The sequence below is a fragment of the Glutamicibacter sp. NPDC090743 genome, assembly GCF_044769125.1.
Classification (GTDB): domain Bacteria; phylum Actinomycetota; class Actinomycetes; order Actinomycetales; family Micrococcaceae; genus Glutamicibacter.
Window position 1 is genome coordinate 15,138 of sequence record NZ_JBIVXE010000008.1, and the last position, 11,991, is coordinate 27,128.

Genomic DNA, 11,991 nt, shown 5'->3' on the forward strand with positions numbered 1-11,991 from the left:
AGCAGATTGGTTAGAATATCGGTGGTATGTCTACCGATGGTGGATTACATGCATAACCGAAACCTGAGAAAACTGGTCCAATGACAGAGGTGAGAACGTATGGCTGAGAATGAATTGCTGGTGGATTTCGTCATGAACCCGGATTCGGAATTGGATGAGCGTTCGCAACAGATCCTCAACCTGGAAAAGTTGTGGTGGAAGTATGCCGGGGCCAAGGAACAAGCCATTACCAAGCAGTTTTCGATGTCGCCGACGAATTATTACCAGCTGCTGAACCAGCTGATTGAAACCGACGCGGCACTGGCCTACGACCCGATGTTGGTCAAGCGCCTGCGCAGAGCACGTTCCACAAAACGTCGCGTGGGCGGTAAGGTCGGCACGGGACGATAACCCTGCCTGCCGTGACCAATCAGACCTCGAGCAAGGACAAGAATGACCAACTACCCGCGTGACGAATTTGATCGCGTTCCGGAGTTCAGCACCCGTGTGGGTTCGCACCACGCCCACGGATGGGCGCAGTCCGCCGCGTCGAAGTCAACCGGTGGGAAATTGCGCTGGGTAGTGCTGACCGCTGTACTCGTGCTGGTGATCGGTGCCTTGTCCTTCATCTTCGGCCCTCAGCTCAAGGAGACCCTCGCGACTTCCACGGGAAGCGACACCTCGCAAACCCAGGAAGTCACCGCCGAGCCCTCCGTGGAACCCACACCTAGTGAATCCGCATCGCCAACGAGCACCATCGATGACGAAGACGTGCTCTACGGCCAGCTGATTGGCGTGTACAACGCGGCAAGTGTTGCCGGTCTGGCTAATGAAGGCGAAGACGCCATGGCCGAAGCCGGGTTCACCAGCATTGTGGCCGACAACTGGACCAGGCCCGCAGAAGTCTCCACGGTTTATTACATGTCCGAGTCCTACCGCACTACCGCTGAAAAAGCTGCAGAAATCCTGAATATCGACGAAGTTCTGCAGACCAGCAACATTCCGAACCGGGTCACCGTGGTTATGGGCTCCGATGACACCCTGGGGCTAAACGAATAATTCGTTCATAATTCCATTCGCTTAGAGCCGATCGGCTTGCACTCGCCATGCGAGAGTGCCAATATTTGTATTAGCACTCATGCGTTGCGACTGCTAACGCCGGTCGGCTTTTGCGTTCTCCAAGAACTCCATGAAGCACCGGACAGCGGACGCAGGGCGTGGGCGTGGAAAATACCTCAGATAGCGAGAGCTGAAACGGTTGCTGGCCCGATGCCGCACCGGTCCACTCGTCCGTCGCGGGCGCTGTCTGTCGGTTGCATTTTCGCAAAATCGTCCCGAAAGGACCGTACGCCACAATGGCTAAGATGATTGCATTTGACGAGGAAGCACGCCGCGGACTTGAGCGCGGCCTGAACACCCTTGCTGACGCGGTGAAGGTCACCCTGGGCCCACGCGGCCGCAACGTTGTTCTGGAAAAGAAGTGGGGCGCTCCTACTATCACCAACGACGGCGTGTCCATCGCTAAGGAAATCGACCTCGAAGAGCCTTACGAGAAGATCGGCGCAGAGCTGGTCAAGGAAGTTGCCAAGAAGACCGACGACGTCGCTGGCGACGGTACCACCACCGCAACCGTGCTGGCACAGGCACTGGTCAAGGAAGGCCTGCGCAACGTTGCTGCAGGTGCTGACCCAATCGCACTGCGCCGCGGTATCGACAAGGCCGTAGAAGCTGTTACCGCTGAACTGTTCGCCGCTGCGAAGAAGGTCGAATCCAAGGAGCAGATCGCTGCTACCGCTTCGATCTCTGCTGGCGATCCGGAAATCGGCGCACTGATCGCTGAAGCTCTCGACAAGGTCGGCGAGCAGGGCGTTATCACCGTTGAAGAATCCAACACCTTCGGCCTGGAGCTGGAGCTGGCAGAGGGCATGCGCTTCGATAAGGGCTACATCTCCGCTTACTTCGTCACCGACGCTGAGCGCCAGGAAACCGTTCTTGAGGACCCTTACGTCCTCATCGTGAACTCGAAGATCTCCTCGGTCAAGGACATGGTGACCTTGCTGGAGAAGGTCATGCAGTCGAACAAGTCGCTGCTGATCATCGCCGAAGATGTCGAGGGCGAAGCCCTGGCTACCCTGATCCTGAACAAGATCCGCGGCCTGTTCAAGTCCGTTGCTGTCAAGGCTCCGGGCTTCGGCGACCGTCGCAAGGCCATGCTGACCGACATCGCTATCCTCACCGGCGGCCAGGTTGTTTCCGAGGAAATCGGCCTGTCCCTGGACAACGTAGGCCTGGAAGTCCTCGGTACCGCCCGCAAGGTCGTTATCACCAAGGACGAGACCACCATCGTTGAAGGTGGCGGCGAAGCCGACGCCATCGAGGGACGCAAGGCCCAGATCGCTGCCGAGATCAAGAACACCGACTCGGACTACGACCGCGAGAAGCTGCAGGAGCGCCACGCAAAGCTCTCCGGCGGTGTCGCTGTGCTGAAGGCCGGCGCTGCTACCGAGGTAGAGCTCAAGGAGCGCAAGCACCGCATCGAAGATGCCGTGCGCAACGCCAAGGCAGCTGTTGAAGAAGGCATCGTCGCCGGTGGTGGCGTTGCACTGATCCAGGCTGGCGCTGCAGCATTCGAGAAGCTGGTTCTGGAAGGCGACGAAGCTACCGGTGCGAACATCGTCCGCGTTGGCATCGAAGCCCCGCTGAAGCAGATTGCCCTGAACGCTGGCATGGAGCCAGGCGTTGTCGCTGACAAGGTCAAGGGCCTGCCAGCAGGTCACGGCCTGAACGCTGCAACCGGCGAATACGTCAACCTGCTTGAAGCTGGTGTCAACGACCCAGTGAAGGTGACCCGTTCGGCACTGCAGAACGCGGCATCGATCGCTGGCCTGTTCCTGACCACCGAAGCTGTTGTCGCAGATAAGCCAGCTCCTGCTGGCGCTGCCCCAGCCGGTGGCGATGACATGGGTGGCATGGGCGGAATGGGCGGCTTCTAAGCTTCCCGCACGCACTAAGCACGCAGTAATCGCGCCGATGGCCCGGATCCTTTCGAGGAATCCGGGCCATCGGCCGTTTAACGTGGGACAAGCGTTGCACTACAGCCAGCTGTGCAACAGCTCCAGCTCGGTGCCCAAATTATTCCGCGCGCGCTGCTCCCAGCGCCGGGATCCGGCTTGGGTGCCGTAGATCAGTTCTTTCTCCAACTGGCCGAAGAGGATCTTGCTGCGCCCGGAAGCAAGCACATGGCGGGGAAGATGCCCGTACTCCTTGTAGATCGCCTCGGCGTAGCGCTGGTAGGCCGGAGCGGGGCGGGCCAGGACCTCCAGATCGGCATCGCAGAGGATATGGCCCAGGCGATCGGTTTCTGCCGGGGCATGCTTGGCGGTGAGCATGACCAGCCCGCTGACCTTCGAGACGGCACCAGGGGAGAGGACTCCCCACAGCCGTTCACGGGCCAAGGTGGCCGACTTGAACTCGTCCTCGCTGGTTCCAGCGTAGACGGCGTCGTGGAACCACGCAGCGAGTTGGAGCAGCATGAGCTCTTCGGGATCGGCCTGGCCTTCAGCCAGCCAGTCGATGGCTTCGAGCACGGAGAGCAGATGCACCCGGTCGTGGTAGTGGCGATGGCTCTCGGACCAATAGCCCAACAGCTCGGTTCCGAGCTGAGGCTCGGTGGGCAAGGTGCGGGACCACCGCCGGGTGAGGACGGTTCCCAGCTTCTCCGGACGGTATTTGGCTGGTATCCGAATCCCGGACTTGACCAGTGCGCGGACCAGCTCGGATCCGGAGACTTCAAGGGCGCCAGCAGCCACGAGCCGATCGTAGCGTTCGCGAGGCACATCGTAGTGATCCCGGTCGAAAGCTCGGCGGGAGATTTCTTGCTGCCCGGCGAACTCATGGAGTTCAGCCAATGAAGTATCCGACACCAAGTGGGCAAAGAGCGTGCCGTGGGCAGGCCAGCGCGGCGGGTCGATCAGAATGCTCATAAGGCTAAGCCTACTGATCAACCGGCCGTCGCGCCTGCGCTTTTCAGTAACGGAACAGCGAGGTGTTGACCTGCTCGACCTCTTCGTACTGCATGGAGGCATGGTTCAGGGCCGTGGCAATGCTGCTCAGCGCCTCTTCGATCTGCACATGGGTTGAGCGCCATTCGGCCACGATCGACTGGAAGGAGGCCGCGGCGGAACCCTGCCAGGTGCTTTGCAACTGGTCCAGGTTCATTTGCATGGTCGAGACCTCATTGCGTAGCCGGTCAATGGTGTTCATGACGGCCTGGGATTTAACCTGCATCTCGCCGGTGTTGGTGGAGAACGTACTCACTGGAATCGTCCTTTCTGGAATGAGCGGTTTGATCACTGATGCACTCACCTTAGAAACACCACACCCCGTGCTGGTCAAAACCGGCACGGGGTGTGGAGAAAGCCAATGGCGCTAGTCTTCCGTATCGTCGACTTCCGGTGCTTTCGGTTCGCGCAGCGGCACGTAGGGCATGGAGATGGACATCGTGGCGCCGCCGCCGGGGGTATCTGCCAACGCCACCGAACCTCCGTGCTGCTGGACGATGGCCGCAACAATGGCCAAGCCCAGGCCGGAACCGCCGGTCTCGCGTTGGCGCGAGCTATCGGAGCGGTAGAAGCGTTCAAAAATGCGCTTGGAATCCTCGGCCGGGATGCCCGGGCCGTGGTCGCGGATTTCAACGACCGCGTCCAGCGTTCCAGCCACCAATGAGCGCACGCCGACGGCAATTTCCAAGGGGGAACCTTCCGGGGTGTAGCGCAGCGCGTTGGTGAGCAGGTTGGCGATGATCTGCCGGATGCGGGCATCATCACCGACGGTGCTCGCTGGGCTGGGGCGTTCGGACACGAGCCCCACAAGTTTGACGGTACGGTCCGGTGCACGGACCTTGGTGTCTTCCACCGCGTCCTGGCCCAGGACCAGCAAATCCACTGGCTGCTTTTCCATGGGGCGCTGCTCGTCCAGGCGGGCGAGCATTAAGAGGTCCTCAACCAGGCGGGCCATGCGCTTGGATTCGCTTTCGATGCGGCCCATCGCCGAGTCCATGGCCTCCGGATCCGCCAGCCCGCCGTAGCGGTAGAACTCCGAATAGCCCTGGATGGTGACCAACGGGGTACGCAGCTCATGCGAGGCGTCCTGGATAAAGCGGCGCATCTTCTGCTCGGAAGCCTCGCGGTCGTTGAACGCCTTTTCAATTTGGGCCAGCATGGCGTTGAGCGAGCGCGAGAGCCTGCCCACTTCGGTCTCTGCGGGATAGTCCTTCACGCGCTGGGACAGATCGCCATCGGCGATCATCGACGCAGTGCGCTCCACATTGATCAGCGGCTTGAGCGAACGCCCGGTGAGCCCGTAGGCGATCATCGACATCAGCAGGGCCGCAAGCGTGCCGGTGGAGAGCACCAGCACCGCAGTTTGGTTAACGGTACGGTTCACATTATCCAGCGGCATGGACAAGAACAGGTTCAGCTCGCTGCTCTTCAACGGGATCATCACCGTACGCCAACCAGCGGAGGTGGGGAAGGCGCCGGGGACCGTGGCGGGGGAGTTCGGGTGGGCTGCCAGCTGCTGGATCTGTTCCATATTAAGCAGCGGCAGGTCCGTGCCGTTGGAAGGACCGACCCGCGAACGCGGCATCACGTAGACGATCTCGCCGTCCTGGTCGCGAATGTCAGCGTAGGCGCTGCTGAGCCCGAGCAGCGTGGCATCGACATCCAAGGCGTCATGGCTGCCGTTGTCCTCGTTCAAGGAGTAGAGGTAGGCCTTGTTCAGCCCGTAGGCCATCGTCGACTTGGACACGTTCAGCTGCTTGTCGATCTGGCTGGTCATCGCGATCCTCAGCGTATGCGCCGAACCGATAGCTGTAGCGAAGATCGCGACGATCATCAGTCCAAACATGACCGCGACCAGTTTGGTCCGCAACGAGGTGCGACGCCACTGGGCTCGAAATGACTTCATATGCTGACTTTACAAGGCCTTCAATTATTGGCGCGGACCGTTACGTGTGCCGTTAGCGGCGGTCTGGGGTGCGCATCAGGTAGCCCACGCCGCGCTTGGTCTGGATCAGTGCAGGCCATTCCGGGCGGTCCACCTTGCGACGCAGGTAGGAAATGTAGGATTCCACGATCGAGGCATCGCCGTTGAAGTCGTATTCCCAGACATGGTCCAAGATCTGCGACTTGGACAGTACGCGGTTCGGGTTCATCATCAGGTAGCGCAGCAGCTTGAACTCGGTGGGGGACAGGTCAATGATCTCCCCGGCACGGCGCACCTCGTGGGCGTCGTCATCCAGCTCAAGGTCGGCCACGATGATGGTCGCGTTCTCGTCCTCGCCATTGGCGGTACGACGCAGGACGGCACGGATGCGGGCTACGACTTCATCCAGGCTGAATGGCTTGGTGACATAGTCGTCGCCGCCGACGGTCAAGCCAGTGACCTTGTCGCTGGTGTCGTCGCGCGCGGTCAGGAACAGCACCGGGAAGTGTCGGCCAGCGGCGCGCAATTTCCGGGTAATGGTGAAACCGTCCATGTCAGGAAGCATGACGTCCAGGACGGCCAGGTCCGGCTCCTCGGCTTCAACGGCGGCGAGGGCTTCGCGTCCGTTGGCAGCAGCGACAACTTCGAAGCCTGCAAAGCGCAGGGAAGTGGAGAGCAGTTCGCGGATATTCGGCTCGTCATCGACAACGAGAAGTTTTGCCTCAGCAGTTTTTGGACTCATGGATTACAGTGTGCCGAAGAAGTCTGGGAGTCAGCTGAGTGAATGCTGAAGCGAGTGGCTAGCTTTTTCGGCGCCTGGCGACGTTTCCGAAGACCACGATGGCGGCCAGGATGAATGCCGTTGGCAAGCCCAAGCGCGCAAAGAGCATCAGCAGCGGCGGGATGGCTATCTCCTGGAAGTAGAAGACGAGGGTTCCGACCAGCGCCAAGGCGGAAAGGATGGCGATGATGATCGCCAATCGGGAAAGTGCAGTCATGGTTTTGGATGAATCGCTCACGCTACCAAGTTTAGCCCCGGAGCCATGGGCGACAGGCGGAATGCGAAGATTGCCGGGCAAAGATGAATTCACCGCACGAGAGATGACATAATCTTAGATAAAGGACTTGAAGCGATCCAGCAGATTGAGCACCCGGCAAGACGCAGAGAAGAATTCCGGCAGTGGCTCCGCTGGATTGCACATATGAATATGCATGGCGCTGAGCAGGCCTCGGCCATGCAGCTTAGCTACAAGAACGAACGAGGTAAATGATCATGCCTAGCGGCAAGGTTAAGTGGTACGAAAAGGCCAAGGGCTTCGGCTTCATCACCGCCGAAGATGGCAAAGAGATCTACGTCAATGCCGCGGCATTGCCCGAAGGCGTGCATGACCTGCGCCCCGGAACCCGCCTGGAATTCGGCGTTGCCGAAGGCCGCCGCGGTCCACAGGCACTGAGCCTGCGCTTGCTCGAAGCCGCTCCATCGGTCGCACGTGCCAAGCGCAAGAAGCCCGAAGACGAGGCAGTGCTGATCGAAGATCTTATTAAGCTGCTCGACAACGTTTCCAATAGCTTGCGCAATGGGCGTTATCCTGAACAGGCATATGGCAAGAAGGTTGCTACCGTACTTCGTGCGGTAGCCGACGATCTGGACGCATAAATAATGGCCCGTAAACCCAAGTTGGACACCATCCTCGCCGAGGCAGTGGATACTGCTCGCGGCGCGCTCGCAGAAATTGCCGGTGCGTCAGAAATCGGCGAACACCTAGGCGTCACGGCGGAAGGTGAGCGACTTGTCACCCATCGTTTTGTCTCCCATAAGTCGGGATATCAAGGATGGACCTGGTTCGCCACGCTTGCGCGGGTCTCACGGGCAAAATCCAAGGACCTGACGGTTTGCGAAGTAGGCATTATTGCAGGGGAGCAGTCATTGCTCGCTCCGGCATGGGTGCCATGGGCCGACCGCCTGGCAAAGGAAGAGATTGAAGCGGCCAAGGCCGCCGAAGCCGCAGAGGACTTGGCCGGGACCGGCGGGGAAGCCGACGGTCCTGAAGCTTCGGAGCCAGCGAAGGAGCCGGATCCATCGGATCCAGGCGCCGAGGCTCAGGATCCGCAGACCGAAGCCGAAGCGGACGGCGCCGAAAATGACGATGACGCTGTGCAGCAGCATAAGTCGCCGGCACGTCGCCAGGTACGCCGCCGTCGCACGGCGCAGCGCACCGCAGCCCGTCGCCGGGCAGCGCAGCGTAATCGCACGCGCAAGGAAAACTAGGCAATAGCGGCAAAGACCTTCGCACAACGATGATGAACCGTTGTGCGAAGGTCTTTGGCTTTAATCGAGGGTTCTTAGAGCTGCTCGATCACGTAGTCGATGCACTTGAGCAGTGCTTCGACGTCGCTTGGCTCGATCGCAACGAAGGTGGCGATCCGCAGCTGGTTGCGGCCCAGCTTGCGGTATGGTTCCACGTCGACAACGCCGTTAGCGCGCAGTGCCTTGGCAATTGCCGAGGCATCGACCGAGTCATCGAAGTCAATGGTGGAGATGACGTTCGAGCGGTGCGCTGGGTCGGCCACATAAGGGGAAGCGATTTCGGAAGCCTCGGCCCAAGCCCGGATCATCCCTGCGGACTGTGCCGTGCGCGCTGCCGCCCACTTCAGGCCGCCGTTGGCATTGATCCACTTGATCTGCGCATCCAGGCCCACAAGAGTGGTCAGCGATGGCGTGTTGTAGGTCTGGTTCTTCAAGGAGTTATCCAGCGCGGTCGCCAGGTTCAAGAAGTCGGGGATCCAGCGGTCGGTTGCTGCAATTTCCTCGATGCGGGCAATCGCGGCGGGAGAAACGAAGGCCAGCCACAGGCCGCCGTCGGAAGCGAAGTTCTTCTGCGGAGCGAAGTAGTACACGTCGGTCTCGGACAGATCCACGTCCAGGCCTCCGGCGGCGCTGGTGGCGTCAATGACTACCAGTGCATCGTCGTTGGCGCCAGCAACGCGCTTGATCGGCGCCGCGGCACCGGTTGAGGTCTCATTGTGCGGCCACGCGTAGAGGTCTACGCCGGCTTCGGCTACGGGTTCAGGTACGGTGCCCGGCTCGCCGACAATGATGGAGGAAGGTTCCAGGAATGGAGCCTTGTCGGTGGCTTTGGCGAACTTCGAGCCGAATTCGCCGAAGGACAGGTGCTGCGCCTTGGAACGGACCAGGCTGAATGCAGCGGCATCCCAGAACGCGGTGGATCCACCCACGCCGAGAAGAACTTCGTAACCCTCTGGTGCGCTGAACATTTCCTTCAGGCCGTCCTGAACCGAAGCTACGAGGTTCTTGACCGGAGCCTGGCGGTGGGAGGTGCCCAGCAGTTCGGCGCCGGCATCGACGATGGCCTGGATCTGTTCTGCGCGAACCTTGGAAGGTCCTGCACCGAATCGACCATCGGCGGGCAGAAGGTTTTCTGGAATGTTGATATCCGTGCTCATCGCGCTCCTCTTGTAGCGATAGATTGAAGTGCCATAACGGCCACCATTACCCATGGTTTGGAATATTGACAGATAGCCTTGGCGTTTCAATAGATATCTTCGCAAATAGCGGGGTGTCGTGAGAAAAGCGCGTCGGTCGGTTACGCCGAGGGCTTGGCGGGTTACAGGGCTTTCTGCAGCTCCGACCAAGTAGAGTGGGATATCGACGCCACGTAAATTTCGAGCGAACTTAATTGTTGTGACTTCCAGGAGCGACTGCCGTGTCTGATCTTATCGATACAACTGAGATGTATCTGCGTACCATTCTTGAGCTTCAAGAAGAGGAAATCGTGGCATTACGCGCCCGAATTGCAGAGCGTCTTGGCCACTCGGGCCCAACCGTGTCGCAGACGGTTGCTCGCATGGAACGAGACGGCCTGGTTATCGTATCGACCGATCGCCACCTTGCTTTGACCGAAAAAGGTCACGAGCTGGCTACGGGCGTGATGCGCAAGCACCGCTTGGCGGAGCGCCTGTTGTCGGACATCATCGGGTTGGACTGGGAGTACGTGCACGATGAAGCGTGCCGCTGGGAACACGTGATGAGCGAACGCGTCGAGCGTCGGCTCTTTGATCTTCTGGGCAAGCCAACAGTGTCGCCCTACGGCAACCCAATTCCGGGCCTGGAAGTCCTCGGTGGCCCCAATGTGGGCGAAATCTCACATGAAGTAGAGAACTTGGATGATGCCCTGCTGTCCGGAAACATCGGCCCGGTGGCAATTGAGCGCCTGGCCGAACCTATCCAAACGGACCCAATCCTGCTCGGACAACTGAACGAAGGTGGAATCCGCCCAGGTGCGATTGTCACCTTGGAGCGCGCCGACGACTACGTTGTAGTGCGCGTGGACGGCATCGAAGGCGCTCTGGAGCTGCCGGTCGAGGTCAGCGCACACGTATTTGTAAAGTCTCAGAAAAGATAACGAAATTGTAACTTTCGGCGTTGACAGGTAGCGTTAAGCCTTGGAGCTAGCGATCTAGTTAGCTCTATCCATTTTTGGTGCGACCGCCTAGTGTTGCCCTGCGCCAGAAACGGTCACCAAATCTTGAGGGCAATAACGGGGGACCCACTTTCCGGCGTGCAAACGCCTTGGGGTGAAGTTCTGCGACAAGCAGGCCGGCTGATTCTCAATAGCCGAACCCGACAGCTAACTTCGTAGGCGCAACAGTGAGAGGAATGTTTTGGTAGAAACCAAGACTGCGGGACGTCGCCGCGCTGCCGGCGTCGAAGTAGATGTGATTGCAGAAGTCACCGCTTCGACTGCTGAGCGTAACGGCGGGCGCCGAGCAGCACGTGCCGCTGCCACCGTCCCGATGATTGCACCGGTCAAGCCGGTACATGAAGATTTCGTTGGTCGACGATTCGACTCCATGCAGCGCTACGGTGTTGCTCCTAACCAGACCCTGCTGGCCGGCAAGGATACCGCGAGCAACGTCGTTGCATTGCCAGGAGCTGTTCAAGCCCCTGCCAGCAAGCCTGCCCCGATCGAAGCAGCAGGCAATGTCGAGTTCATTTCTAGCCTCAAGTCCAAGGTTCAGAAATCCACCCACCGTGGATTCGCCCACAAGGTGGCAGCCGTAGCCGCCGTTTCGGGTTTGGCGCTTGCCGCCGTAACTCCACAGCTCTCCGGCAGCGCGGAGGAGAACAAGGCCGTTGAGGTCGCAGCTCAGCGCACCGCCACTTCCGCAGTTGTAGATGTAACTGCACCTACCGGCAATGCGGAACTGTCCGTGGAGCGTGCAGCTTTGACCTCCGAGCTGAACACCGAAGTTGCCAAGGAAGAGAAGTTCGCCGAGATCATGACCGCTTCGGGCGGTAGCGTCACGGCCATCAAGGACACCTCGGGATTGCTCGGCGCACCGGTCACCACGAAGCGCATCACCTCCACGTTCGGGCACCGCAAGAATCCAACCGGTCCAGGTTTCATGATTCACAGCGGCACCGACTACGGTGTGCCAAGCGGTACCAAGGTCTACGCGGCAGCTGACGGTGTTGTGACTGTCTCGGGTTGGGCTGGGCACTCCGGTAACCGCATCACCCTTGACCACGGCAACGGCCTGGAGACCGGTTACAGCCACAACAGCCAGCTGGTTGTGAAGGTTGGCCAGAAAGTTAAGCGCGGTGACGTTGTTGCGTTGGCCGGCAGCACTGGCAACTCAACCGGTCCTCACGTGCACTTCGAAGTGATCGTTGACGGTCAGTTCAAAGACCCAGCAGGTTGGTTATAACGACGTTCGTCACCATTCCGTGATCAAAACGTGACATTTCAAAAAACTTCCTATAGTCTTGTATGCGTGCCATGGGGATCCCTGGGCATCATTGCGTGAGAACCGAGCACTGCCAACACGCAATGAGTAGTTATACACAACTCGTACGGCAGTGGCGGGGGAACCAATATCGGGTCGTTAGTTTTGGCTAACAACCCTAGGGGTGAAGTGGATAGAGAAGGCAACTTCGAATCCACCGAGGTAACTCCACTTCGAACCCGACAGCTTACCTCGTAGGTATCAAGGAGAGGCAATATT

13 protein-coding genes and 2 riboswitches are annotated in these 11,991 nt (G+C 59.5%); of the genes, 7 read left to right on the forward strand and 6 right to left on the reverse strand.

What is annotated here, in order from left to right; translation table 11 throughout:
• The first annotated feature begins 99 nt into the window (after positions 1-99).
• The 3 genes from ACIQTS_RS16205 to groL all read left to right on the forward strand — a co-directional run bounded on the left by ACIQTS_RS16205 (position 100) and on the right by groL (position 2,972).
• A complete protein-coding gene (locus ACIQTS_RS16205; protein ID WP_105659120.1) occupies positions 100-390 on the forward strand; it encodes a DUF3263 domain-containing protein in 291 nt (96 codons plus the stop codon).
• Positions 391-432: 42 nt separating this feature from the next.
• Positions 433-1,038: a LytR C-terminal domain-containing protein gene (locus ACIQTS_RS16210; RefSeq protein WP_402473902.1), complete on the forward strand. Its 606-nt coding sequence runs from the start codon at positions 433-435 to the stop codon at positions 1,036-1,038.
• Between the two features lie 296 nt (positions 1,039-1,334).
• Positions 1,335-2,972: a chaperonin GroEL gene (gene groL / locus ACIQTS_RS16215; protein ID WP_105659122.1), complete on the forward strand. Its 1,638-nt coding sequence runs from the start codon at positions 1,335-1,337 to the stop codon at positions 2,970-2,972.
• Positions 2,973-3,071: 99 nt separating this feature from the next.
• Here groL and ACIQTS_RS16220 read toward each other — a convergent pair whose 3' ends face one another.
• From ACIQTS_RS16220 to ACIQTS_RS16240, 5 genes are all read right to left on the reverse strand, one after another.
• Positions 3,072-3,962 carry a DUF4031 domain-containing protein gene (locus ACIQTS_RS16220; RefSeq protein WP_402473903.1) on the reverse strand — a complete coding sequence of 297 codons (891 nt, stop codon included), beginning with the start codon at positions 3,960-3,962 and terminating at the stop codon, positions 3,072-3,074.
• A gap of 43 nt (positions 3,963-4,005) precedes the next feature.
• Positions 4,006-4,296, reverse strand: a complete 291-nt coding sequence (locus ACIQTS_RS16225) for a WXG100 family type VII secretion target (protein WP_038990044.1) — start codon at positions 4,294-4,296, stop codon at positions 4,006-4,008.
• Positions 4,297-4,407: 111 nt separating this feature from the next.
• Entirely contained in the window at positions 4,408-5,946 is a 1,539-nt protein-coding gene (locus ACIQTS_RS16230; RefSeq protein WP_332498331.1) for a HAMP domain-containing sensor histidine kinase, read from the reverse strand.
• A 52-nt stretch (positions 5,947-5,998) separates the two neighbouring features.
• The gene (locus tag ACIQTS_RS16235) at positions 5,999-6,706 is read right to left on the reverse strand and encodes a response regulator transcription factor (RefSeq protein ID WP_105659125.1); all 708 of its coding nucleotides are present in this window, start codon (positions 6,704-6,706) and stop codon (positions 5,999-6,001) included.
• A gap of 58 nt (positions 6,707-6,764) precedes the next feature.
• Positions 6,765-6,983: a hypothetical protein gene (locus ACIQTS_RS16240; RefSeq protein ID WP_105659126.1), complete on the reverse strand. Its 219-nt coding sequence runs from the start codon at positions 6,981-6,983 to the stop codon at positions 6,765-6,767.
• Positions 6,984-7,237: 254 nt separating this feature from the next.
• Between ACIQTS_RS16240 and ACIQTS_RS16245 the strand changes: the two genes are divergently transcribed.
• Entirely contained in the window at positions 7,238-7,621 is a 384-nt protein-coding gene (locus ACIQTS_RS16245; RefSeq protein ID WP_038990235.1) for a cold-shock protein, read from the forward strand.
• A gap of 3 nt (positions 7,622-7,624) precedes the next feature.
• Positions 7,625-8,233, forward strand: a complete 609-nt coding sequence (locus ACIQTS_RS16250) for a DUF3027 domain-containing protein (RefSeq protein ID WP_400291498.1) — start codon at positions 7,625-7,627, stop codon at positions 8,231-8,233.
• 74 nt (positions 8,234-8,307) lie between these two features.
• Here the strand turns inward: ACIQTS_RS16250 and serC are convergent, their stop codons facing one another.
• Positions 8,308-9,429, reverse strand: a complete 1,122-nt coding sequence (serC, locus tag ACIQTS_RS16255; RefSeq protein ID WP_105659128.1) for a phosphoserine transaminase — start codon at positions 9,427-9,429, stop codon at positions 8,308-8,310.
• Between the two features lie 260 nt (positions 9,430-9,689).
• Between serC and ACIQTS_RS16260 the strand changes: the two genes are divergently transcribed.
• Entirely contained in the window at positions 9,690-10,388 is a 699-nt protein-coding gene (locus ACIQTS_RS16260) for a metal-dependent transcriptional regulator (protein WP_105659129.1), read from the forward strand.
• A gap of 104 nt (positions 10,389-10,492) precedes the next feature.
• A riboswitch (cyclic di-AMP (ydaO/yuaA leader) is annotated at positions 10,493-10,643 on the forward strand.
• A 4-nt stretch (positions 10,644-10,647) separates the two neighbouring features.
• A complete protein-coding gene (locus tag ACIQTS_RS16265; RefSeq protein WP_105661597.1) occupies positions 10,648-11,694 on the forward strand; it encodes a M23 family metallopeptidase in 1,047 nt (348 codons plus the stop codon).
• Between the two features lie 123 nt (positions 11,695-11,817).
• A riboswitch (cyclic di-AMP (ydaO/yuaA leader) is annotated at positions 11,818-11,988 on the forward strand.
• Positions 11,989-11,991 lie beyond the last annotated feature (3 nt).

What these genes read in the sequence shown, in the direction of transcription:
- groL (WP_105659122.1), top strand. Translation starts at nt 1,335, where the DNA reads ATGGCTAAGATGATTGCATTTGACGAGGAAGCACGCCGCGGACTTGAG.
- ACIQTS_RS16220 (WP_402473903.1), bottom strand. Translation starts at nt 3,962, where the DNA reads ATGAGCATTCTGATCGACCCGCCGCGCTGGCCTGCCCACGGCACGCTC.
- ACIQTS_RS16210 (WP_402473902.1), top strand. Translation starts at nt 433, where the DNA reads ATGACCAACTACCCGCGTGACGAATTTGATCGCGTTCCGGAGTTCAGC.
- serC (WP_105659128.1), bottom strand. Translation starts at nt 9,429, where the DNA reads ATGAGCACGGATATCAACATTCCAGAAAACCTTCTGCCCGCCGATGGT.
- ACIQTS_RS16205 (WP_105659120.1), top strand. Translation starts at nt 100, where the DNA reads ATGGCTGAGAATGAATTGCTGGTGGATTTCGTCATGAACCCGGATTCG.
- ACIQTS_RS16235 (WP_105659125.1), bottom strand. Translation starts at nt 6,706, where the DNA reads ATGAGTCCAAAAACTGCTGAGGCAAAACTTCTCGTTGTCGATGACGAG.
- ACIQTS_RS16245 (WP_038990235.1), top strand. Translation starts at nt 7,238, where the DNA reads ATGCCTAGCGGCAAGGTTAAGTGGTACGAAAAGGCCAAGGGCTTCGGC.
- ACIQTS_RS16250 (WP_400291498.1), top strand. Translation starts at nt 7,625, where the DNA reads ATGGCCCGTAAACCCAAGTTGGACACCATCCTCGCCGAGGCAGTGGAT.
- ACIQTS_RS16230 (WP_332498331.1), bottom strand. Translation starts at nt 5,946, where the DNA reads ATGAAGTCATTTCGAGCCCAGTGGCGTCGCACCTCGTTGCGGACCAAA.